The sequence below is a fragment of the Variovorax sp. GW822-FHT04A09 genome, assembly GCF_058801005.1.
The window spans coordinates 601,712-622,815 of the sequence record NZ_JBXAMV010000004.1 but is presented as its reverse complement, the minus strand read 5'-3'; the positions used below and the strand labels follow the sequence as shown (position 1 = coordinate 622,815).

Below are 21,104 nucleotides of genomic sequence, written 5' to 3'. Positions count from 1 at the left end.
GGTCAGGGGTGGGAGGGGCGCGACCATCAGGGCGCGATGGGGTTGCCGGGCGTGCCTGCTTCGCCGGCCACGACCGCTGTTTTCGCAGCGGGGGCGCGGTAGGACACGCGGGCCGCCGGCACGGGTGCGGCGGCGATCGGTGGCGACGGCTGCGGCGACGGCGACGAAGCCATCGGCCGCGTGACGCCTGCCTTGGTGACGGTGACGGGCGTGGCGGGCGGTGTGCCGGCAGGCACCACCACGGCCGGCGTCGCCTGCCCGGGCGCTGGCGCCGCCGTCTCGTACGGGTTGTGCAGCACCACGCTCTTGCCGACGCCCACGCCGGTGCCGATCGGCCCGACGCCGACTCCCACGCCGACGCTGGCCGAGCCGGTCACGGCGCCGTTGTCATGCAGCGCCACGCCCGCGCCGAGCGGGCCCCAGCCGGTGTTCAGGCCGACGGAGAAATTGCCGTCCTTGGTGGCACCGAGCCCGAGCGAGAGCCCGGGCACCAGCGGAATGCCGATGTGATAGTGCGAACAGCCGCCCACCAGAAGCAACAGCAGCAGCGCCGAGGTGGCAGCCGCTGCGCGACGAACGATGCGCGGCCGGGCGTTCACACCAGCAGCGCGTTGACGCGCCTCACGTAGGCGGCCGGGTCGGCCGGCAGGCCGCCTTCGGCCAGCAGGGCCTGGTCGAACAGGATGTTCGCGAGGTCGTCGAAATGCGCGGAGCCTTCGAGCTTCTTCACCAGCGGGTGCTCGGCGTTGACTTCGAGCACGGGCTTGAGGTCGGGCGCGGGCTGGCCGGCCTGCTTGAGCATGCGCGCGAGCTGCGTGCTCATGCCGCCGTCTTCCACCACGAGGCAGGCGGGCGAGTCGACCAGGCGCATGGTCACGCGCACGTCTTCGGCCTTGTCCTTGAGTGCTTCCTTCAGCTTCTCGAGCAGCGGCTTGAACGACTCGGCGGCTTCCTCGGCGGCCTTCTTCTCGGCTTCGTCCTGCAGCTTGCCCAGGTCGACCGCGCCCTTGGCCACGCTCTGCAGCGGCGTGCCGTCGAACTCGTTGAGGTAGTTCAGCGCCCACTCGTCGACACGGTCGGTCATGAGCAGCACCTCGATGCCCTTCTTCTTGAAGACTTCGAGCTGCGGGCTGTTCTTGGCGGCGGCGAGGTTGTCGGCCGTGATGTAGTAGATGGCGTCCTGGCCCTCCTTCATGCGCGCCTTGTAGTCGGCGAAGCTCACGCTCGCGACGTCGCTCGTGGTGGAGGCAAAGCGCAGCAGCTTGGCGATGCGGTCGCGGTTGCCCATGTCCTCGCCCAGGCCTTCCTTGAGCACCGCGCCGAACTCGGCGTAGAACTTGGCGAACTTGCCCGATTCGTCGGCGGCTGCGGCGGCCGTTTCAGCGGCGGTGGGCGTGTTCTTGTCGACCACGTCGGTCACACCTTCGGTCGGCTCGGGGGCCGGCACCGATTCGCCCGAGCCCACGTCGGTCTTGCCTTCGTTGCTGTCGGGCGCGGTCTTCTGCTTCTTGGCCAGGTCTTCGAGCATCGACAGCACGCGCTTGGTGCTGCCTTCGCGGATGGCCTTCACGTCGCGGCTTTCCTGCAGCAGCTCGCGGCTCACGTTCAGCGGCAGGTCGGCCGAGTCGATCACGCCCTTCACGAAGCGCAGGTAGTTGGGCAGCAGCGCCTCGGCGTCGTCCATGATGAAGACGCGCTTGACGTACAGCTTGACGCCGGCGCTCTTGTCGCGGTTCCACAGGTCGAACGGGGCCTTGGACGGGATGTACAGCAGCTGCGTGTACTCGGTGCTGCCTTCGACGCGGTTGTGGTTCCAGGCCAGCGGCGCCTCGAAGTCGTGGCTGATGCTCTTGTAGAACTCTTCGTACTGCTCGGCGGTGATGTCCTTCTTGGGTCGGCTCCACAGGGCGTTGGCCTTGTTCACCGTTTCCCACTCGCCGGTCTTCACCATGTCGCCGGGCTGGTCGTTCTCGCCGTCTTTCCACTCTTCCTTTTCCATCAGGATGGGCAGGGAGATGTGGTCGGAGTACTTGCCGACGATCTGCTTGAGCTTCCAGGCGTTGAGGTATTCGTCGGCGTCGTCGCGCAGGTGCAGCGTGATGCTGGTGCCGCGCGCGGCGCGCGTGATGTCGGCCACCTCGAAGTCGCCGGCACCGCCGCTCACCCAACGCACGCCCTGGTCGGCGGGCAGGCCCGCGCGGCGCGACTCGACCGTGATCTTGTCGGCCACGATGAAGCCCGAATAGAAGCCCACGCCGAACTGGCCGATGAGCTGTGCGTCGGCCTTCTGGTCGCCGCTCAGGCGGCTCATGAAGTCTTTGGTACCACTCTTGGCGATGGTGCCCAGGTTGTCGATGGCTTCCTGGCGCGACAGGCCGATGCCCTTGTCGGTGATGGTGAGGGTGCGCGCGGCCTTGTCGAAGGTCAGGCGCACGTCCAGGTCGGGCTGGTCTTCGTACAGCGCGGGGTGGTCGAGCGCCTCGAAGCGCAGCTTGTCGCACGCGTCGGACGCGTTCGAGATCAGCTCGCGCAGGAAGATTTCCTTGTTGGAGTACAGCGCATGCGTGACGAGGTGCAGCAGTTGCGCGACTTCAGCCTGGAACGGGAGTTTGGTATTGGAGGAATCAGCCATGGGAAAGAAAGGGATCGAAGCCAAAAAATTCTAAGGCGAGCCGCCCGCGGCGGGCGGCGGCCTTGCCAACTTTATGAACTGGGGTTGTCGCGCCAAAAAACAACGAGCGCAAGGCCGCGCGAACTTTGTCACACGGGTGTCGGCTCGGCGCCGCGCTTTCAGCGCGGTTGGGACTCCACCTCGCGCGTCCAGCGGTCGATGAGCCGCTTGCGCTCGGCCGCCTTGCCGTACTTCTCGAAGTCGTACTTGATGAGCTTCACGCTCTCCATCGACGGAATGCGCGGATCGGGCTTGAAGGTCTTGTTGGCCGGCGACTGCAGGCTGCCGGCCTTGGCGCCGATGGACTGGCCCGCGGGGCTCATGAGCCAGTCGTAGTAGCGCTTGGCGTTCTCCTTGTTGCGCGCGCCCTTCACGAGCGCGATGCCGCCGATCTCGAAGCCCGTGCCTTCGCAGGGCGCGGCGGTCTTCACCGGAAATTTGTCGTGCCGCCAGCGCTCGAAGCCGAAGATGAAGCTCACGCCGATCGCCACCTCGCCCTTGGCCACGTTGGGCGCCTGGGCCTGGCCGCTGCGCGTGTAGCTGGTGACGTTCCTGTGCAGCTTCTTCAGGTAGTCGAAGGCGGGCTCCTCGCCCATCTGCTGCACCAGGCCCGCGATGACGGTGTAGGCCGTGCCGCTGGTGGCGGGGTGCGAAATTTCGATCTCGCCCTTGTACTCGGGCTTGATGAGGTCGGCCCAGCACTTCGGCTCGGCGAGCTTCTTTTTCTTCAGCAGCTCGGTGTTGAAGCCGAAGCCCATCGCGCTCGTGTAGAAGCCGCCCACCATGTTCTGCGACATGGCGTACTGGCGCACCGACCAGTCGTGCAGGTCGTTGATGTAGGCCGGCCGGTAGGGCTCGAGCAGGCCCTGCTCGGCGGCCTGCAGGAAGGGGTCACCGGTGCCGCCCCACCAGAGGTCGGTCTTGGGGTTGGCGGCTTCGGCGCGCAGCTGCGCACCGATCTCGCCGGTGCCCTTGTGGGCCTGCTGCACCTTGATGCCGGTCTCGCGCGTGAAGGCCGTGGCGGCCGCCTCGCACCAGCCCGCGTCGGTGCTGCACAGCGCGTTGACGGTGCCCTGCGCGGCGGCCTGCGACGCCCCGAGCAGGAGCGCCGCGCCCAGGCAGGCGGTGGCCAAGGCACTCACGGTGTGTCGGGGGGCAATGGAAGGCATGCGCAGGTCTCCTCGTTGTTTGAAAGCGCAGGATAGCGCCCGTCGGCGTTCGTGGGCTCAGCGTGTCGCCAGCAGCGGCGGCAAATGCTCCACCAGCCAGTCGATCACCACGCGCGTCTTCAGCGGCAGGTAGCGGCTCGGCGTGCGGATCACGTGCAGCGGAAAGCCAAACGGCTCGGGCTCGTCGAACACGCGCACCAGCGTGCCGGCCGCGAGCGCGTCGGCCGCCAGCCAGGCCGGCAACCGCGCCAGGCCCATGCCGCCGATGGCGGCCTCCAGCAGCACCTCGGCGCTGTCGCAGCGCAGCCGTGAAGGCAGCGCGGCCTCCACCATCGCATCGCCCTCGCGAAAGCGCCAGGGCGAGACCTGCCCGTCGCGGGCGTAGTACACGGCCTCGTGCGGCGCGACCAGTGCGCGCAGGTCGCGCGGATGGCCGCGCTCGGCCAGGTACGCGGGCGCGGCGCACAGCAGCATCCACTGCACGCCGACCGGCCGCGCCACGAGGCCGGCGCTGTCGTCGAGCTCGCCGCTGCGGATGGCAAGGTCGAGCCCCTCTTCCACGAGGTCGACGCGCCGGTCGTTGAAGGCCAGCTCCAGCGACAGCTGCGGATGCTGGCGCGCCAGGGCCAGCAGCAGCGGCCCGACCTTGAGCCGCCCGAGCATCGCCGGCATGCTCAGGCGCACGAGGCCGCTGGCCGTGTGGCGCGCGGCGTCGGTCAGCGCCTCGGCCGCTTCCAGCTCGGCCAGCGCGCGGCGGCAGCGCTCGTAGTAGCCGTGCCCTTCCTCGGTGAGGCTCTGGCTGCGCGTGGTGCGCAGGAACAGGCGCGTGTCCAGCCGCGCCTCGAGCCGCGCGATGCTCTTGGCGACGGCCGAACGGGTGACGTGCAGGCGCTGCGCGGCGAGCGCGAAGCTGCCCGCCTCCACCGCCGCGACGAACTCCTCGATGCCTTGCAGGCGTTGGCTCATTGGATACTTTCAAGCACCATTCTTCGGAAAATTATCCGCCACCGGATCGTTTTCATCGTCAATAGCATCGAGGCCGATCTTTTCCGATGGAGCCTTTCCGATGCAAGAACCCGATGTGCTGCGCCGCTGGCAGCTTCCCCGACTGGGCCGCGCCCACCTGGAACAAACCGAGGCGCCGATGCCCTCGCCGGGCCCGGGCCAGATCCTCGTGCGCGTGGGCGCGGTGGCGCTCAACTACCGCGACCTGCTCATGGTGCGCGACGGCATGGGCATGGCGCTCGAGCTGCCCTTCACGCCCGGCTCGGACATGGCGGGCACGGTGGTGGCTGTGGGCCCCGGCGTGCACCGCTTTGCCGTGGGCGACCGCGTGATCAACACCTTCTGGGGCGGCTGGACCGACAGCCACTGGCACGCCGACACCACGCTGCTCGGCGGCCCCGGGCCGGGCATGCTGGCCTCGCACGTGTGCATCGATGCGAACTGGGCCGTGGCCGCACCGACCACGCTGAGCCTCGAGGAAGCGAGCACGCTGCCCTGCGCCGGCCTCACGGCGTGGTTCGCGCTGGTGGAGACCGGCGCCCTGCGCGCGGGCGAGACGGTGCTGGTCCACGGCACCGGCGGTGTCGCGCTGTTCGGCCTGCAACTTGCGCGGCTGCACGGCGCGCAGGCCATCGTGGTGACGGGCAGCGCCGACAAGCAGGCTGCGGCACGCGCGCTCGGCGCCACGCACGTGCTCGCGCGCGACAGCGACTGGCCCGCCGAGGTGCTCCGACTCACGCATGGGCGCGGCGCCGACCACGTGCTCGAACTCTCCAGCGGCCCCGACCTCGACCGCTCGCTGCAGGCCGTGAAGCAGGGCGGGCGCGTGTCGATCATCGGCATGCTCGGCGGCGACACGCTGAGCGCGTCGTTCTACGCGATGGTGCTCGGCCGCGTGACGGTGCAGGGCATCGGCGTCGGCCACCGGCGCGCGCTCGAAGAGCTGGTGCGCGCGGTCGATGCGAACGCACTGAAGCCGGTGATCGCCGCGCGCTACGGCTTCGACGCATTGCCCGCCGCGCTCGACCACCTGGAACGCGGCGCGTTCGGCAAGGTCGTCGTGACGATGGCATGACGACGATGTGACGCGGCCCCGCCCTCGCCCGACCATTTGCAAATGCTGCAGGGCACAAATCCACAGCATTCGTGAACAGTTGCCGCTAAGCGCGCCGGTTTGCTCGACGCCTCCAATTCCCGTTCCTAGAATGCGGCCCGCGTTCGGCCCCCGCCGAGCGTGCTTTCTCAACTTCAGGATGGAGCGTTATGGAACACAGTACCTACAAAAAGTGGTCTGCAGAATTCATTGGTACTTTCTGGCTCACGCTCGGAGGCTGCGGAAGCGCAGTTCTGGCAGCGGCCTTTCCGGGCGTCGGCATCGGCCTGCTCGGCGTCTCGCTGGCCTTCGGTCTGACGGTGGTCACCGGCGCCTACGCGCTCGGTCCGATCTCGGGCGGCCACTTCAATCCGGCCGTGTCGATCGGCCTCGCCGCCGCGGGCCGCTTCAAGGCCGGGCAGCTGCCGGGCTACATCGTGTCGCAGGTGCTGGGCGCCATCGCGGCGGCCGGCGTGCTGTACCTGATCGCCACCGGCAAGCCGGGCGCGGACATCGGCGGCTTTGCCACCAACGGCTACGGCGAGCACTCGCCCGGCAAGTACGGCATGACGGCCGCACTCATCAGCGAAGTGGTGATGACCGCCGTGTTCCTGATCGTGATCCTGGGTGCCACCGCCAAGCGCGCGGCGGCCGGCTTCGCGGGCATGGCCATCGGCCTGTGCCTGACGCTGATCCACCTGGTGTCGATCCCTGTGACCAACACCTCGGTGAACCCGGCGCGCAGCACCGGCCCGGCGCTGTTCGGCCCGTCGTATGCGGTGTCGGAACTGTGGCTGTTCTGGGTCGCCCCGATCGTGGGCGCGATCATCGGCGCGGTGATCTACCGCGCACTGCTCAGCAGCAACGACGACTGAGCTGGCAGGTCCCCGGCAGCGGAATCAGCTTCCGCTGCCCGACTTCACCATCGGCAGTGAAGTCGATTGCCCGATGGGCTCGGTGCCCGTCGGGTGCGACGCCGCATAGGCGCCGGCCTGGATGTCGGACACCGGCGTCATCCCGTTGATCGCCGGCGCCGACGTCGACTGGCCAATGGGCTCCGTGCCGCTCGGACGTGCCGCCGCCATCGCGCCGGCCTGCACCTCCGGGTTCTCCGGCGAATTCAACTGCAGCGGGTGGAAGTCCGAACCGTCGGTGGTTTCGGCTGAGGCGTTGACCGTGCCCAGCGCCGCGAACGCGGTGAAGGAAGCAACGGCGAGAAGCTTGAACGAAGTGCGCATGGTGTGTTCTCCTGAGGGCAGGTTGTCTCCGGTCCGGTGCCGTCGCGCGGACCGCGCGCAGCAGGACCTGCAGCCACTCTAGGCAGCCTGACTGAGGCCAGCGTGAGCGAAGAATGAGCGGGGAGTGAGCACCCCAACGGCTACATCGGCAGCAGCACCCGCGCCCTCAGCCCCGGCCCGTCGTCCCTGTTGCGCAGCTCGATGCGCAGGCCATGCCGCTCGGCCGCCGTGCGCGCGATCGCCAGGCCCAGCCCGCTGCCGCCCGCCGCCGCGCCGGGCACGCGGAAGAAGCGGTCGAACACGCGCTCGAGTTCGGCCGGCGGAATGCCCGGTCCGTTGTCCAGCACGTCGACCACCGCCTGCCCGTCGACGCGGTGCAGCCGCACATCGACCACGCCGCCTTCGGGCGCGTAGCGCAGCGCGTTGTCGATCAGGTTGTCGAACACGCTGCGCAACTCGATCGCAGGCGCGGTCACCACCGCACCGGTCAAACCTTCGAAGCCCACGTCGATGCGCCGCGCATCGGCCAGCACCATGCGCTGGCCCAGGCTCTCGCGCAGCAACGCCTCGATGTCGACCCGCTCGCCCGGCGCATCCGAGGGCGGCGCGTCCTGCCGCGACAGCTGCAGCAGCTGCTCGATGAGGTGCTGCGCGCGCGTCACGCCGGCCTCCAGCTGGTTGAAGCGCTCGGTGGCTTCGCCGGCCGGCACGTGCGCGCGCAGGTTCTCGATCTGCAGGCCGATGGCGGCCATCGGCGTGCGCAGCTCGTGCGCCGCGTCCTGCACGAAGCGCCGCTGCGTGGCGAAGGCGCTGCGCACGCGCGACAGCAGGTGGTTGAAGGCGCCCACCAGCGGCGTGATCTCGTCGGGCACGCGCGCCAGCGACAGTTCGGTGGGGCGGCGCTCGTCCTGCGAGGCCACGTCGCGCGCCACGCCGCGCAGCGAGCGCGACGCGGCCGACACGATGAGCCACAGCACCAGCAGCGCCGCCGGCAGCAGCAGCGCGATCGGCAAGCCTTCGAGCAGGGCGCGGCGCAGCGCGCGGCGATGGCGGTAGTCCTCGTTCTGCAGCACCTGCACGCGCGGCGCATCGGCATGCGGCGCGGGCTCGGCCGTGAACACGCGCCAGCGCGAATGCGCGGGCCCTTCGGCGTGCACGTCGCTGAAGCCGTTGCCGGGCTGCAGCGGCACCGAGAGCGCAGGCCACGAGCTCGCGCGCAAGGTGGCGCCGTCGGCGCTCCAGATCTGCACCACGAAGGCGCCGCGCGAGAAGGCCGCTTCGCCGTCCATCGCGCGCGGGGTCTTGGGCGGGTCGTTGCCCGCGTACGACTCGGCCACCAGCCGCATCTGATCGTCGAGCGCGTTGTGCACGAGATTGCCGTAGGCCAGGAAAGAGAACCACGCCGTGAGCACCGCCGCCACTACATGCAGCGTGACCAGCCACAGCAGCAGCTGGGTGCGCAGCGAACGCGGGCGCCACCAGCGGCGGGCGGCATCGGTCATGCAGCCACTCGCCAGCCCAGGCCGCGCACGTTGCGGATCGCGTCGGCGCCGAGCTTGCGGCGCATGCCGTGGATCAGCACGTCGATGGCGTTGCTGGTCACTTCATCGCCCCAGCCGTAGATGCGGTTCTCGAGCTGCTCGCGCGAGAGGATGGCGCCGGGCCGCTCCAGCAGCGCATGCAGCAGCGCGAACTCGCGCGCGGTGAGCGCCTCGCGCACGCCGTTCACCGCCACCTCGCGTGTCGTGAGGTCCAGCTGCAGCGCGGCGGTGCCGATCAGCGAATGCGCGGCGCCGTCGCGGCGGCGCACCACGGCACGCATGCGCGCGAGCAGCTCGCGGAACTCGAAGGGCTTGAGCAAGTAGTCGTCGGCGCCGAGGTCGAGGCTGTGGATGCGGTCGTCCAGGCCGTCGCGCGCGGTGAGCACCAGCACGGGCGTGGCGTCGCCGCGTTCGCGCGCGCGGCGCAGCACCTCGGTGCCGTCCTGGCGGGGCAGGCCCAGGTCGAGCAGCACGCAGGTGTAGCCGCCGTCGCCGAGCGCGCTGTGCGCCAGCTCGCCGTCGCGCACCCAGTCGGCCGACCAGCCCGCGCCCTCGAGCGCCTGCTTCAGGCTGCGCCCGATCATTTCGTCGTCTTCCACCAGCAGCACGCGCATTGCGGCGACTCCTTTGCGCGCAAGGTAGCACGCGACCGGGATGATCGTCAGGGGCCCTGCGCCTCGGCGCAGCGTAGGCGCGAAGACTTAGGCGGGGCTTAGGACGCGGACGGCGTGCTGCTCGTCCTCTGCGTCCGTGGCAAAGGCCAGCAGGCGCAGTGCCTCTTCCTCCACGCCGCGCCGGTCAGCCGCCGACCAGCGCGTGAAGGGCTCCAGCACCACGGTGGCCGAGCGCGTCGCGCGTTCGATCTTCCAGGTGCCCGCCACGAAGCCGTCGAGCAGCACCGTGCCGCGCACGATGCCGTTGATGGTGAACACGCGGGCGCGGTGCGCCTCGTCGAGCACGCGGCGGCGGTCGGCGTGCGAGAGCAGCAGGTTGTCCCACTCGGCGACCAGGCGCGGCGGCGCGGGCGTGTCGGGGTCGGGGCGCGGCGCGCGCGGCAGGTCGAAGAGCTCCTGGCCCTCGTCGCCCGTGAACACGCGCAGCTGCGGCCTCAGCCGATCGGCCACGGCCTTCCAGCCCGTGAGGCCCGACCACGCGCCGGCATCGGCCAGCGTCGCGGGGCCGAAGGCGGCGAGGTAGCGCAGCAGCAGGTCGTCCTGCGTGGCGGTGGCGATCTCGGCGGTGGCATCGCCCAGCCAATCACCGAGCGGCTGCAGCAGCGCGTTCTGGTGCGAATTCCAGCTGCCCGCGGGTGGCAGGTGGACCAGCGGCACGTTGTTGCGGATGAGCGCGGCGAGCGAGGCCGGCGCGTGGTCTGTCCAGCGCGCCGCGAGCGCCTGGCCGAGGGCCGTGCCGGTGAGCGGCCCGTCGCCGAGCAGTGCACGGCCCGCCTTCACCACGGCCGCGCGGTCGACGCCTTCCAGGGCCCGCGCATGCAGGCCCGACAGGCCGCGCTGGTGCACGGGCTCAAGCAGCGGCCGCCAGGCCCACGCGTCCGCGGCGGTCATCAGGTGCAGGGTGGCGCGCAGCGTCGACATGCGCACGATGCGGCGGTTCTTCAGCGCGTCGGTCAGCTGCGCGCGGTGAAAGCCTTCGAGCCGGCTCCACAGGCCGATGTAGGGCGGGTTGGGCGCCTGCGCCTGCAGCCCGGCCAGCTTCCCGATGGCCTGCACGACGCTCGCCTTGCGCCGTGCCAGCAGCATCTGCCGGGCCAGCGTGGCCCGGTTCAGCGCGCGACGGCTCAGCATCGCGGCCATGGGCGGGTCGTCAGAATTTCTCGTGCGGCGCCAGGTAGCGCCACTGGCCCACCGGCAGGTTGCCGAGCATCACCTTGCCGATGCGCACGCGCTTCAGGCCCACCACCTTGAGGCCCACCAGCTCGCACATGCGGCGGATCTGGCGCTTCTTGCCTTCGGTGAGCACGAAGCGCAGCTGCTCGGGGTTCTGCCACTCCACGCGCGCCGGCTTGAGCGCCTGGCCATCCAGGCTCAGGCCGTGCCGCAGCCGGGCCAGCATGGCGGGCGGAAACACCGCCTGCACGTTGGTGGTGACCGGGTCGTCGTCGTCCAGGCGCACCAGCTGGCCGGTGGGCGCGGGCTGGTCCAGGCCGTGGTAGGCCACGCGCACCAGGTATTCCTTGTCCATCGTCGAGTCTTCGCCGATGAGCTGGCGCGCGATGCGGCCGTCCTGCGTCATCACGAGCAGGCCGGTGGAGTCGATGTCCAGCCGCCCGCACGGCGCCAGGCCGCGCAGCTGCTGCGGGCCGAAAAAGAAGCGCGCGTTGTCTTCCGACCAGCGGTTCTGCGGCGTGAACAGCGTGACCGCCGGCTCGTGGCCGTCCTCGGCCTGCCCGCTCACATAGCCGATCGGCTTGTTGATGAGGATCGTGACCTGGTTCGCCTGCTGCCCCTTGGCGGCCTTGTCGACCTCGATGCGGTCGTTGGGCGTGACCTTCACGCCCATCTCGGCGGGCTTGCCGTTGACGCGCACCCAGCCCTGCGCGATCCAGTCGTCCGCCTCGCGGCGCGAGCACAGGCCGAGTTCGGCCATGCGTTTGTTGAGGCGCACGGGCGCGTGGGGGGAGGTGGAGGGCTCGGTCATGGGGGGGCAAATCCTAGCAAATGCGCCCTGCGAGTATCTGGCCGTTTGCCATCGGCCGCCTGCCGCGTCGTGCAAGCCGGCGATCACTCGACGCGTCCGTTGTCCGTGGATGCGGCTTCCTTGCTGCGATTTTTCTGGATCTCTTCCAGCTTGTTAGCCGCTTCATCGCCCTTGAGGGCGGCAAGACGCCCGCGCACCATGGCATCCAGGTATTGCCGGGAGAAGTTGTCGGAGACGGCCCAGCCCGCCCCTTGCTTCACGAACTCGAAATCGCCCTGAACCACCTGCGTCTCCGACGTGCCGAGGATGCTCATGGCACGGTCGACGTACTGAACCTGCAGGCGGCACGCGTACGTCTTGTCGGGCTCGACGACCAGGCAATCTGCCAGCGGTTCCACGGACTGGACCGTTTTTCTGTCGGGGTCGATGCCGCGGCGACGGTCCATTTCCTTGAACGCCGGTGCATTGATCGGGGCGGTCTTCTTCTCAAACGCTTCCACGCCGCTTGTAAATGCAGCGCTCAGTTGCGCCTTGCCGATCGGTGCACCGAGTTCGGAAACGGTGCCATCCTTGTTGGCCCGGCTGTACTTGGCCTCGATTACGCGCTGATCGCCGGTGCGCACCATGATCTCCTTGCCACCGTTCTCGGGCCCCACGGTGAAGCCGATCGGCAGGGACGCGTCCTCCAGGGTGAGCGTAGCCGCGCAACCGCGCGATCGCTCGGCCTTGATGTAGCCGATCTCCTTGATGTGAGTGAACCTTGCAAACAGCAGATTGGACCGGTCTTCCGCCGTACCGAACAGTGGTTTGCTGGAATCGCTGAACGCGACATCAACCAGCGCACGGCGAAGCGCGCTGGCAACACGCTCGTCCTCACATGCTGGCGTGGCATCGGGCGCCAGGAAGAACCACCCCGCGAACACAGCGGCAGCGGCGCCGCCTGTCAGCCAAGCCCAGCGAGGTCCGGGAAAAATGCCCGACCAGAACTGCCGCTCGAAGCTTGCGCGCTGCAGTGCTGCGAGGTGGGCCAGGAATTCAGCCACGGCTTGCTTGCGAATGGAGTTGTTGGCAAAAGCCCCCTCTTCTTCTTGTTCAGAGAGCCTGGCGATTTCATCAAGCGCTTCGGCAGACACGACTTCGTTGTCGAGCAACCAGAACAGCCCGGTGCCCAGCGTGTGGAACGGCTCTCGAGGCAATGCAAGTTCTTCGAGTTTTTTCTTTGCGGCGTCGTGGGCCGCCTGGTCGATGATCTGACTGGCAAGCAGTTGATCGAGAAGCGGCGTGGCGTTGGTGAACATGAAGATGAAGGGTCCGGACGATGGAATGGCGCGGAAAGAGAGCGCCTGATGCATGCGCGAAGAACCTGGCGCACAACGAGCGGAAAGTCTGCGGCACTCACGCTGCAGGTTTTGCAAACAACGGTCAAACGACCGCGCTTCTCGCAACCAATCGGGACAAGTGCGAAAAACTTGCGACTGCACACACACCTCCCGCGCTTCGGAATACTTGATCGATGCGTCAGACCGGTGCTATCCTGAATCCAGGCGCAAGTTGATTGCGCCCTTTTTGGGGGATTCCCAAGTGAGCATGCCAAACACACGCAAGTTTCAGTACGCCATCGTCATCGGGCGTTTCCAGCCCGTTCATTTCGGTCACCAGCGACTCATCGAAGAAGGCCTTCGCGCCGCCGATCGGGTCATCGTGGTGGTCGGCTCCGACCGCAAGCCCCGCAGCGTCAAGGACCCATTCACCTTCGATGAACGCGAGCGCATGGTGCGCGCGTGCCTGCGCGGCAGCGAGCAGATGCGCGTGAGCGTCGTCGGCGTCGGCGACTCGCCCTACAACGACCAGATCTGGATCGCGTCGATCCAGTCCGCCGTCGAGCGGCTGATCCAGCAGGACGGCCATGTGCCCGCGGCGCAGGCCAAGGTCGCGCTGGTGGGGCACCTGAAGGACAGCTCCAGCTACTACCTCAAGCTCTTTCCGCACTGGGAGTTCGTGGGCCAGCACAGCGTGGAAAGCCTCAACGCCACCGACGTGCGCAACCTCTATTTCGATCCCGAGAACCGCGGCCAGCTCGCACGCGCCGACCTGCCCGACGGCACCGCCGCCTTCCTCGACAAGTTCACCGGCACCGCCGACTATGCCGAGCTCTGCGACGAACGCGCCTTCCTCGTCGACTACCGCGACAAGTACCGCTATGCGGGCAGCGACTTTCCGCCGATCTACACCACGGTCGATGCCATCGTGGTCGAGGCGGGCCACATCCTCCTGGTGCAGCGCAAGTTCCATCCCGGCAAGGGCACGTGGGCACTGCCCGGCGGCTTCGTCGGCCAGCACGAGCGGCTGCAGGACGCGGCCATCCGCGAGCTGAAGGAAGAAACCCGCCTCAAGGTGCCCGTGCCCGTGCTCAACGGCAGCATGAAGGCCAGCCATGTGTTCGATGCGCCCGACCGCTCGCAGCGCGGCCGCACGATCACGCACGGCTTCTTCTTCGAGCTGGCCCACAACCAGTGGACGGGCCTGTCGGATGTGCGTGCCGACGACGACGCGGCCGCCGTACGGTGGGTGCCGATTGCCGAGTTCCTCGGGATGCCGGACCGCATCTACGAAGACCACTACTTCATCGCAAACCATTTTTTGGGTGGCCTGGGCAAGAACTGAACGACCAGGCTTTGTCAGCAAGAACGGGCTCCGGTTGACGGGGCCCACGTGAAAGGAGCTTTCACATGAACCGCAACCTCACCTCCTCGCCCCTGGGCAACAACCTGTTGCTGCGCACCGACTCCTACAAGGTGTCGCACTGGATGCAGTACCCGCCCGGTACGCAGACCGTCCACAGCTACATCGAATCGCGCGGCGGGCTCTTCAGCCATTCGCTGTTCTTCGGCCTGCAGGCGTACCTGCGCGAGTACCTGCAGACACCGGTGACACGCAGCGACGTCGAGGAGGCCGCTGCGATGATGGCCGTGCACGGCGAACCCTTCAACCGCGAAGGGTGGCTGCGGCTGATCGAGAAGCACGACGGACTGATGCCCGTGCGCATCCGCGCGGTCCCCGAGGGCAGCGTGCTGCCGGTGCACAACGTGCTCGCGACCATCGAGAACACCGACCCCGAGTTCTTCTGGGTCACGAGCTTTCTCGAAACCGAATTGCTGCGCGCCATCTGGTACCCGACCACGGTGGCCACGCTCTCGGCCGCCGCACGCACCACGCTGCTGCGCTACCTCGAAGCGACCTGCGACGACCCGCAAGGCCAGATCGCGTTCAGGCTGCACGACTTCGGCGCGCGCGGCGTGTCGAGCCTGGAATCGGCGGCGCTCGGCGGCATGGCCCACCTGGTCAACTTCATGGGCACCGACACGCTGGCGGCCTTGGTGGCGGCGCGTCGTTACTACGACTGCGACGTGGCGGGCTTCTCGATCCCCGCGGCCGAGCACAGCACCATCACGGGCTGGGGCCGCGACCATGAGTCCGACGCGTACAGCAACATGGTCGACCGGTTCGCCAAGCCCGGCACGACCTTCGCCGTGGTGAGCGACAGCTACGACATCTTCAATGCCTGCGCACGCATCTGGGGCGACGAACTCAAGGCCAAGGTGGTGGCCTCGGGTGCGACGCTGGTGGTGCGGCCCGACTCGGGCGACCCGGCCGAAACCACGCTCAAGGTGGCGCAGATCCTGGCCGAACGCTTCGGCACCACGACGAATGCCAAGGGGTTCCGTGTGCTGAACAACGTGCGCATCATCCAGGGCGACGGCGTGAACCTCGACTCGCTGCGGCTGTGCCTCTCGAACTTCTTCCACAACGGCTTCTCGACCGAGAACATCTCCTTCGGCATGGGCGGCGGCCTGCTGCAGCAGGTCAACCGCGACACGATGCAATGGGCGATGAAGTGCTCGGCGATGCAGGTGAACGGCGAGTGGCGCGATGTCTACAAGTCGCCGGTGGGCGATTTGAACAAGGCCTCGAAGAAGGGGCGGCTCGCGCTGGTGCGCAACGCGCGCGGCGAAGTGCAGACGCTGCGCGAAGAAGCGCTGGCGAGCGGCCAGGTCGATCTGCTGCAAACGGTGTTCGAGAACGGACGCATCGTCGCGAACACCACCTTCGAGGCGATTCGCGAGCGGGCGGCCGCCGGCGTGAATCAGCTCGTCACGTCGCGGGCGCCGCTCTGAGGCGGTGATCCTTCCAGCACGGCGCGTGTGCACCGGCCGTGCCACATGGCATGTCCATAATCCGGCGACCAGACCGCCGAATCCATGACCAAACTCCTGATCCTCAGTGTGAGCGCCGGCAACGGCCATGTGCGCGCCGCCCAGGCGCTCGAAGCCACCCTCGCCCAGTCGTTCGCGCCGCATACCGCGGTGCATGTCGACGCCATGGCCCATGTGCCGGCGGGCTTTCGCAAGGTGTACACCGACTGGTACCTGCAGCTGGTGAACCGCGCGCCCGAGCTGTGGTCGTACCTGCACCAGCGCACCGACGTCACGCCGCACCACGCGCCCTCGCAGCGGCTGCGCCGCGGCATCGAGCGCCTGAGCACCGGCGCGCTGGTGCGCGAGATCCGCCGCGCCAAGCCCGACGCCGTGATCTGCACCCACTTCCTGCCGGCCGAGCTGCTGATGCGCGAACGCAACCGGGGCCGCATCGAGTGCCCCGTGTGGCTGCAGATCACCGACTACGACCTGCACAACATGTGGCTGGTGCCGGGCATGACGGGCTACCTCGCGGCCACGGAAGAAGTCGCCTTCCGGCTGCGCGCGCGCGGCATTTCGCCCGAGCGCGTGCATGTCACGGGCATTCCGGTGATGCCGGCCTTTTCCGAGCCCGATGCGCCCGAACTCGCGCACGCGGCCTGCGCGAGTGCGCTGGGCCTGGACCCCGCGCGCCCGGTGCTGCTGATGGCTTCGGGCGGTGCCGGCGTGGGCGACCTGCCGAGCATGGTCGAGCGCGTGCTGGCGCTGGGCGGCGACACGCCGTTCCAGGTCATCGCCGTGGCCGGCCGCAACGCCGAAGCCCACGCGCGGCTGGAAGCGCTGTCGCAGCGCCATCCGGGCCGCGTGGTGGCCGTCGGCTTCACGAACGAGATGCACAAGATGATGGCCGCGGCCGACCTGGTCGTGACCAAGCCCGGCGGCCTCACGGTGTCGGAGTGCCTGGCGCTGGGCAAGCCGATGCTGCTGATCTCGCCGATTCCGGGGCAGGAAGAGCACAACGCCGGCTTCCTCATGGAAGAAAGCGCCGCCTGGCTGGCCTACGACGCCATCGGCCTGGACTACAAGGTGGCGCGCCTCATGGCCGACCCCGCCAAGCTCGCGGCCATGGCCGCGCGCAGCCGCGCGCTGGGCAAGCCGCAGGCCGCGCGCGCGGTGCTGCAGCGCGTGCTGGGCGTTGCCGAATGAGCGTCGGCGCCACGGAACTGCGGCCCCCCATCGGCCGCACGCTGGTCTACCTCGCGTGGGTCGTGACGATGGCGTTCTTCTTCGCCAACGCCGAGATCCAGATCGAAGGCGGCGCCGGCTGGGCCACCTCGCTGCCCACCTGGCGCATCGAGAACAACGTCTGGCTCGACCTGTTCTGGGGCGGCCGCGCGATGACGGGGTACCACGCCTGGGTGTTCACCTTCATGATGCTCGTGTTCTTCTCGCCGCTGGCCTTCCAGGGACGCTGGACCTTGCGCGACTGGGGGTTGGCGCTCGCGGGGCTGATCGTGTTCTGGGTCTGCGAAGACTTTTTGTGGTTTCTCATCAACCCGGCCTTCGGCTTCGAGAACTTCAACCCCGTGAAGGCCTTCTGGCACAAGCACTGGCTGTGGGGCGCGCCGGTCGACTACTGGGGCGGGCTCGCGGTGGCGCTGCTGATCCTGGTGCGTCGCCACTGGCCTCGTCGCGCACGATGAAGCAAGACACCGCCGACCTGCGCCCCGATCACTGGGCCGATCCGCTCGACGCCCTGCAGGTCGAGAACCTGCACCGCATCACGCCCACGCTGTACCGCAGCGCGCAGCCGCGCCGCGCCAACGTGGCGGCGCTGCAGTCGCTGGGTATCCGCACCGTCGTGAGCCTGCGTTCCTTCAACGACGACCGGAAGGTGTTTGCCGGCAGCGGCATCCGGCTGGTGCGCGTGCCGATCAACACCTGGTCGATCGACGATGCCAAGGTGCTGCGCGCGCTGATCGCGATGCGCGAGGCCGAAAAGCAGGGGCCGGTGCTCATCCACTGCATGCACGGCGCCGACCGCACGGGCGTGGTGGCGGCCGTCTACCGCATGGCCGTGCAGGACTGGGACAAGGACAGCGCGCGCCAGGAGATGCTGCGCGGCGGCTATGGGTACCACACGCTGTGGCGCAACATTCCGCGCTACATCGAGCGGCTCGATCCGCTGCGGATGCGCCACGCGCTGGCCCATGCCCCGGTGATCCCCATGGTGTCTTGAAGGCGCCAGCAGGCGCGCGCACCCGCTCCTATACTGGCCGCCCCGTGGCCGATGGCCATCTCCGAACGACCTTTCACAGGGGCTTTCCCATGGCACTCCAACTGCGCTCCCTCGTCCGTTCCAACGGCGAACTCGAACTCTCCCTGCACGACGACCCGATGCCCGAACCGCAGGCCCACGAGGTGGTGATCCGCGTCGAGGCCTCGCCGATGAACCCGTCGGACCTTGGCCTGCTCTTCGGCGCCGCCGACATGAGCACGGCCGTGGCCTCCGGCACGGCCGATCGCCCCGTCGTCACGGCCACGGTGCCCGAACGCGCGCGCGCCTCGATGGCAGCGCGGCTCGACCAGTCGATGCCGGTGGGCAACGAAGGCGCGGGCGTGGTGGTCAAGGCCGGTTCGTCGCCGGCTGCGCAGGCGCTGCTGGGCAAGACCGTGGCGGCCATCGGCGGCGCGATGTACTCGCAGTACCGCGCGGTGCCCGTGGCGATGTGCCTCGAGCTGCCGGCGGGCACCACGCCGGCCGAGGGCGCGTCGTGCTTCGTGAACCCGCTGACCTCGCTGGGCATGGTCGAGACCATGAAGCGCGAAGGCCACAAGGCGCTGGTGCACACCGCAGCCGCGTCCAACCTGGGCCAGATGCTCAACAAGATCTGCCAGAAGGACGGCATCGACCTCGTCAACATCGTGCGCAAGCCCGAGCAGGAAGCGCTGCTGCGCAGCATCGGCGCGAAGTACGTGTGCAACGCCAGCTCGCCGGACTTCCTCGAACAACTGACCGACGCGCTGGTCGCCACCGGCGCCACGCTGGCCTTCGACGCCACGGGCGGCGGCAAGCTGGCCGGCCAGATCCTCGGCTGCATGGAAGCGGCACTGAACCGCACCGCCAAGGAATACAGCCGCTACGGCTCGACCACGCACAAGCAGGTCTACATCTACGGCGGCCTGGACCGCAGCCCGACCGAGTTCGTGCGCAACTTCGGCATGGCCTGGGGCATGGGCGGCTGGCTGCTGTTCCCGTTCCTGCAGAAGCTGGGCGATGAAGGCACGCAACGGCTGCGTTCGCGCGTCGTGGCTGAGTTGAAGACGACGTTTGCGAGCCACTACACGCGGGAGGTGTCGCTGGTCGAGGCGCTGCAACTGGATGCGATCGGGGTGTATGGGAAGCAGGCGACGGGAGAGAAGTTCCTGCTGAATCCAAACAAGGGGCTGGCGGGCTGACACCTGCCTGGGCGCAAGCCCATCGGCCCGGCCCGCAACCCGGCGTTCGACTCGATTCAGCCGGCGTGGCGCCTCACCTCGGCCGCGAATTGCGGCTGCGGGCCCCCTGCCATGCGTCGGGGTCTTGCGCGAAGCTTTGAACAATCATCGTCGACAGCTCTTTTTGCACCGCGCGCAAATCGACCGTCGATTCTTTCAACAGCGCCTGCAGCATCACGCCACGCAGCGCCCCCAGCACGATGACGGCGGCGGTGGCGGGATCGACGCCCTTTCGCATTTCGCCTGCAGCGATGGCGGCCCGGAAGTGCAACGCCAGAAAGTCGATCACGCTCTGGTTGTAGCGCCCCAGGCTTTCGCCGGTTTCGGAATCGTCGGTGGTGGCCTCGGCCATCAGCACCAGCAAGGCGCGGGTGTTGGTCCATCCGCCATCGGCGCGTCCCAGGTACACGTCCACGAAGGAAAGCAACGATGCCATGCCCTCGTCGGCCGGTGGGCTGCGCTCGAGCTCGTGCATGAAGTTCTGGTTGATGTAGGCAGCCAGCGCACGCAGCAGCGCAGGCTTGCTTCCGAAATGATGCGCCGCCAGGCCCCGGCTGTAGCCGGCCGCCTCGCCCACTTCGGCGAGCGTCATCCCGACCCACCCCTTGCGCGACACGATCTCGCGGGCCGCTTCCAGCAGGCGTGCCTCAGCCGCTGCGCGGCGCTCCATCTGCGTTCGGCGAGGGAGCGTGGTGTTCGGCGATTTGGCGGCAGTCCTCATGGGCCCGAAGTCTAACGACGCGATGCGGCATCCTTCACCACGCCGGCGCTGAGCAACCGGTCGATCCGGTCGCCGGCATAGCCCAACTCCCCGAGGATCTCGTTCGAGTGCTGCCCGAGCAGCGGCGCACCGCTGCGGATCTGCGCCGGCGTGGCGCCGAACAGCGTGGCCGGCCGCGTGGTCTGCAGGGCGCCTTCCGAGGGATGGTCCATCGGCTGGAACATGCCGACCGCTTTCAGGTGCGGGTGCTCGGGCAGGTCGTCGATGCGCCAGATCTGCGTGGCGGGAATGTCGAGCTCTTCGCAGATCGCGACCCACTCGGCGGTGCTGCGCGTCGGTGTCAGGCTGTGGAGCTCGCGATAGAGCTCGCGAACGCTCGCGTTGAGCTTGTGCCGGTCCGACAGGTCGTAGGCACCCGCCAGGTCTTCCCGTCCCACGCGGCGGAACAGCGCGAGCCACTGCTGCGGGCTGTACGGCAGCATGGCGATGTAGCCGTCCGACGTCGGTGCCGGCTTGCGCCCGCCGCTCACCACGCGCCCGTAGCCGGCGGGTGCAGTCGGCGGATCGAAGGCGAGCCCGCCCATGTGCTCCACCATGGTGAACTCGACCATCGTCTCGAGCATGGGCACTTCGACGTACTGGCCGTTTCCGGTGCGCTCGCGATGGAACAGTGCCGCAAGCACCGCATTGACGACCACGATGCCGGTGGTCTTGTCGGCCATCAGCGTGGGCACGTAGTCGGCCGTTCCCGTGGACTGCCACATCAGCCCCGCGACACCGCTGGCGGCCTGAATGATGTCGTCGAACGCCGGCTTGGCATGGTCCGGGCCGTCCTGGCCGAAGCCGGTGGCCGCGCAGTAGACGATGTCGGGGCGTACCGCCCGCAGCGCGTCGTAGCCCAGGCCCAGGCGTTCGATGGCGGGAACGCGCATGTTGTGCACGAAGACATCGGCGTCCGCCGCGAGTTCGAGCAGGATCTGCCGGCCTTCGGCGCTCTTGAGGTCGACCGCCAGGGAGCGCTTGTTGCGATTGATGGCCAGGAAGATCGAACTCATGCCGGCGTGGCGCGACACACCGTTGGCGCGCATCAGATCGCCTTCGATCGGCTCGACCTTGATGACGTCGGCGCCATAGTCGCCCAGGATCTGCGTGGCAACGGGTCCGAGCACGACCGAGGTCAGGTCGAGCACGCGAACGCCCTTGAGCGGTCCGCTCGCCGCTGGTGTCGTGGGGGGCCGTTTTTCCATGAAGGTTCTCTGCTGATGTGGTGAGGGTCATCTTATCAACTTGCTTGTCGATCAACAAGTAACTTCA

20 protein-coding genes are annotated in these 21,104 nt (G+C 68.4%); 8 read left to right on the top strand and 12 right to left on the bottom strand.

Going from position 1 to position 21,104, the window contains the following annotated elements; genetic code table 11:
* Nucleotides 1-26: 26 nt before the first annotated feature.
* From AC1RLW_RS23050 to AC1RLW_RS23035, 4 genes are all read right to left on the bottom strand, one after another.
* Nucleotides 27-599 (bottom strand): hypothetical protein, encoded by a 573-nt coding sequence (locus AC1RLW_RS23050; protein WP_493195256.1) that lies wholly within the window; start codon nucleotides 597-599, stop codon nucleotides 27-29.
* Nucleotides 596-2,632 carry a molecular chaperone HtpG gene (gene htpG / locus AC1RLW_RS23045; RefSeq protein WP_493195254.1) on the bottom strand — a complete coding sequence of 679 codons (2,037 nt, stop codon included), beginning with the start codon at nucleotides 2,630-2,632 and terminating at the stop codon, nucleotides 596-598. The genes AC1RLW_RS23050 and htpG overlap by 4 nt, the downstream gene beginning before the upstream one ends.
* A 158-nt stretch (nucleotides 2,633-2,790) precedes the next feature.
* Nucleotides 2,791-3,840: an ABC transporter substrate-binding protein gene (locus tag AC1RLW_RS23040; RefSeq protein WP_493195252.1), complete on the bottom strand. Its 1,050-nt coding sequence runs from the start codon at nucleotides 3,838-3,840 to the stop codon at nucleotides 2,791-2,793.
* A 57-nt stretch (nucleotides 3,841-3,897) separates the two neighbouring features.
* Nucleotides 3,898-4,806: a LysR substrate-binding domain-containing protein gene (locus tag AC1RLW_RS23035; protein WP_493195250.1), complete on the bottom strand. Its 909-nt coding sequence runs from the start codon at nucleotides 4,804-4,806 to the stop codon at nucleotides 3,898-3,900.
* A gap of 100 nt (nucleotides 4,807-4,906) precedes the next feature.
* Between AC1RLW_RS23035 and AC1RLW_RS23030 the strand changes: the two genes are divergently transcribed.
* The gene (locus tag AC1RLW_RS23030) at nucleotides 4,907-5,920 is read left to right on the top strand and encodes a zinc-dependent alcohol dehydrogenase family protein (protein WP_493195248.1); all 1,014 of its coding nucleotides are present in this window, start codon (nucleotides 4,907-4,909) and stop codon (nucleotides 5,918-5,920) included.
* A 188-nt stretch (nucleotides 5,921-6,108) separates the two neighbouring features.
* Complete coding sequence (aqpZ, locus tag AC1RLW_RS23025) at nucleotides 6,109-6,813, top strand: aquaporin Z (protein ID WP_095747097.1); 705 nt, start codon at nucleotides 6,109-6,111, stop codon at nucleotides 6,811-6,813.
* 24 nt (nucleotides 6,814-6,837) lie between these two features.
* On the opposite strand, the gene AC1RLW_RS23020 is transcribed toward aqpZ, so the two are convergent.
* The 6 genes from AC1RLW_RS23020 to AC1RLW_RS22995 form a co-directional block, all read right to left on the bottom strand.
* Nucleotides 6,838-7,176, bottom strand: a complete 339-nt coding sequence (locus tag AC1RLW_RS23020; protein WP_307637602.1) for a hypothetical protein — start codon at nucleotides 7,174-7,176, stop codon at nucleotides 6,838-6,840.
* A 140-nt stretch (nucleotides 7,177-7,316) separates the two neighbouring features.
* Nucleotides 7,317-8,678 (bottom strand): sensor histidine kinase, encoded by a 1,362-nt coding sequence (locus AC1RLW_RS23015; RefSeq protein ID WP_493195246.1) that lies wholly within the window; start codon nucleotides 8,676-8,678, stop codon nucleotides 7,317-7,319.
* Nucleotides 8,675-9,331: a response regulator gene (locus AC1RLW_RS23010; protein ID WP_062480678.1), complete on the bottom strand. Its 657-nt coding sequence runs from the start codon at nucleotides 9,329-9,331 to the stop codon at nucleotides 8,675-8,677. Before AC1RLW_RS23010 ends, AC1RLW_RS23015 begins: the two co-directional genes overlap by 4 nt.
* A gap of 87 nt (nucleotides 9,332-9,418) precedes the next feature.
* Nucleotides 9,419-10,531, bottom strand: coding sequence for a winged helix DNA-binding domain-containing protein (locus AC1RLW_RS23005; protein ID WP_493195244.1), 1,113 nt, complete (start codon nucleotides 10,529-10,531; stop codon nucleotides 9,419-9,421).
* Nucleotides 10,532-10,541: 10 nt separating this feature from the next.
* Entirely contained in the window at nucleotides 10,542-11,375 is an 834-nt protein-coding gene (locus AC1RLW_RS23000) for a pseudouridine synthase (RefSeq protein WP_062480682.1), read from the bottom strand.
* An 83-nt stretch (nucleotides 11,376-11,458) separates the two neighbouring features.
* Nucleotides 11,459-12,727: a hypothetical protein gene (locus AC1RLW_RS22995; RefSeq protein ID WP_493195242.1), complete on the bottom strand. Its 1,269-nt coding sequence runs from the start codon at nucleotides 12,725-12,727 to the stop codon at nucleotides 11,459-11,461.
* Between the two features lie 235 nt (nucleotides 12,728-12,962).
* Between AC1RLW_RS22995 and AC1RLW_RS22990 the strand changes: the two genes are divergently transcribed.
* From AC1RLW_RS22990 to AC1RLW_RS22965, 6 genes are all read left to right on the top strand, one after another.
* Nucleotides 12,963-14,039 (top strand): bifunctional nicotinamide-nucleotide adenylyltransferase/Nudix hydroxylase, encoded by a 1,077-nt coding sequence (locus AC1RLW_RS22990; RefSeq protein WP_062480685.1) that lies wholly within the window; start codon nucleotides 12,963-12,965, stop codon nucleotides 14,037-14,039.
* 65 nt (nucleotides 14,040-14,104) lie between these two features.
* Nucleotides 14,105-15,550: a nicotinate phosphoribosyltransferase gene (locus AC1RLW_RS22985; protein ID WP_493195240.1), complete on the top strand. Its 1,446-nt coding sequence runs from the start codon at nucleotides 14,105-14,107 to the stop codon at nucleotides 15,548-15,550.
* A gap of 84 nt (nucleotides 15,551-15,634) precedes the next feature.
* Nucleotides 15,635-16,777 carry an MGDG synthase family glycosyltransferase gene (locus AC1RLW_RS22980; protein WP_493195239.1) on the top strand — a complete coding sequence of 381 codons (1,143 nt, stop codon included), beginning with the start codon at nucleotides 15,635-15,637 and terminating at the stop codon, nucleotides 16,775-16,777.
* A complete protein-coding gene (locus AC1RLW_RS22975) occupies nucleotides 16,774-17,274 on the top strand; it encodes a hypothetical protein (protein ID WP_493195237.1) in 501 nt (166 codons plus the stop codon). The genes AC1RLW_RS22980 and AC1RLW_RS22975 overlap by 4 nt, the downstream gene beginning before the upstream one ends.
* On the top strand, nucleotides 17,271-17,810 hold the full coding sequence (locus AC1RLW_RS22970; protein WP_493195235.1) for a dual specificity protein phosphatase family protein: 540 nt from the start codon (nucleotides 17,271-17,273) through the stop codon (nucleotides 17,808-17,810). The genes AC1RLW_RS22975 and AC1RLW_RS22970 overlap by 4 nt, the downstream gene beginning before the upstream one ends.
* A gap of 89 nt (nucleotides 17,811-17,899) precedes the next feature.
* Nucleotides 17,900-19,030: a zinc-binding dehydrogenase gene (locus AC1RLW_RS22965; RefSeq protein ID WP_492730510.1), complete on the top strand. Its 1,131-nt coding sequence runs from the start codon at nucleotides 17,900-17,902 to the stop codon at nucleotides 19,028-19,030.
* A 73-nt stretch (nucleotides 19,031-19,103) separates the two neighbouring features.
* On the opposite strand, the gene AC1RLW_RS22960 is transcribed toward AC1RLW_RS22965, so the two are convergent.
* On the bottom strand, nucleotides 19,104-19,790 hold the full coding sequence (locus tag AC1RLW_RS22960) for a TetR/AcrR family transcriptional regulator (RefSeq protein WP_159279552.1): 687 nt from the start codon (nucleotides 19,788-19,790) through the stop codon (nucleotides 19,104-19,106).
* An 11-nt stretch (nucleotides 19,791-19,801) separates the two neighbouring features.
* Nucleotides 19,802-21,037, bottom strand: coding sequence for a CaiB/BaiF CoA transferase family protein (locus tag AC1RLW_RS22955; RefSeq protein WP_493195233.1), 1,236 nt, complete (start codon nucleotides 21,035-21,037; stop codon nucleotides 19,802-19,804).
* Nucleotides 21,038-21,104 lie beyond the last annotated feature (67 nt).

Coding starts and splice junctions, on each gene's coding strand:
- htpG (WP_493195254.1), bottom strand. CDS start 2,632: ATGGCTGATTCCTCCAATACCAAACTCCCGTTCCAGGCTGAAGTCGCG.
- AC1RLW_RS23040 (WP_493195252.1), bottom strand. CDS start 3,840: ATGCCTTCCATTGCCCCCCGACACACCGTGAGTGCCTTGGCCACCGCC.
- AC1RLW_RS23035 (WP_493195250.1), bottom strand. CDS start 4,806: ATGAGCCAACGCCTGCAAGGCATCGAGGAGTTCGTCGCGGCGGTGGAG.
- AC1RLW_RS23030 (WP_493195248.1), top strand. CDS start 4,907: ATGCAAGAACCCGATGTGCTGCGCCGCTGGCAGCTTCCCCGACTGGGC.
- aqpZ (WP_095747097.1), top strand. CDS start 6,109: ATGGAACACAGTACCTACAAAAAGTGGTCTGCAGAATTCATTGGTACT.
- AC1RLW_RS23020 (WP_307637602.1), bottom strand. CDS start 7,176: ATGCGCACTTCGTTCAAGCTTCTCGCCGTTGCTTCCTTCACCGCGTTC.
- AC1RLW_RS23015 (WP_493195246.1), bottom strand. CDS start 8,678: ATGACCGATGCCGCCCGCCGCTGGTGGCGCCCGCGTTCGCTGCGCACC.
- AC1RLW_RS23010 (WP_062480678.1), bottom strand. CDS start 9,331: ATGCGCGTGCTGCTGGTGGAAGACGACGAAATGATCGGGCGCAGCCTG.
- AC1RLW_RS23005 (WP_493195244.1), bottom strand. CDS start 10,531: ATGGCCGCGATGCTGAGCCGTCGCGCGCTGAACCGGGCCACGCTGGCC.
- AC1RLW_RS23000 (WP_062480682.1), bottom strand. CDS start 11,375: ATGACCGAGCCCTCCACCTCCCCCCACGCGCCCGTGCGCCTCAACAAA.
- AC1RLW_RS22995 (WP_493195242.1), bottom strand. CDS start 12,727: ATGCATCAGGCGCTCTCTTTCCGCGCCATTCCATCGTCCGGACCCTTC.
- AC1RLW_RS22990 (WP_062480685.1), top strand. CDS start 12,963: ATGCCAAACACACGCAAGTTTCAGTACGCCATCGTCATCGGGCGTTTC.
- AC1RLW_RS22985 (WP_493195240.1), top strand. CDS start 14,105: ATGAACCGCAACCTCACCTCCTCGCCCCTGGGCAACAACCTGTTGCTG.
- AC1RLW_RS22980 (WP_493195239.1), top strand. CDS start 15,635: ATGACCAAACTCCTGATCCTCAGTGTGAGCGCCGGCAACGGCCATGTG.
- AC1RLW_RS22975 (WP_493195237.1), top strand. CDS start 16,774: ATGAGCGTCGGCGCCACGGAACTGCGGCCCCCCATCGGCCGCACGCTG.
- AC1RLW_RS22970 (WP_493195235.1), top strand. CDS start 17,271: ATGAAGCAAGACACCGCCGACCTGCGCCCCGATCACTGGGCCGATCCG.
- AC1RLW_RS22965 (WP_492730510.1), top strand. CDS start 17,900: ATGGCACTCCAACTGCGCTCCCTCGTCCGTTCCAACGGCGAACTCGAA.
- AC1RLW_RS22960 (WP_159279552.1), bottom strand. CDS start 19,790: ATGAGGACTGCCGCCAAATCGCCGAACACCACGCTCCCTCGCCGAACG.
- AC1RLW_RS22955 (WP_493195233.1), bottom strand. CDS start 21,037: ATGGAAAAACGGCCCCCCACGACACCAGCGGCGAGCGGACCGCTCAAG.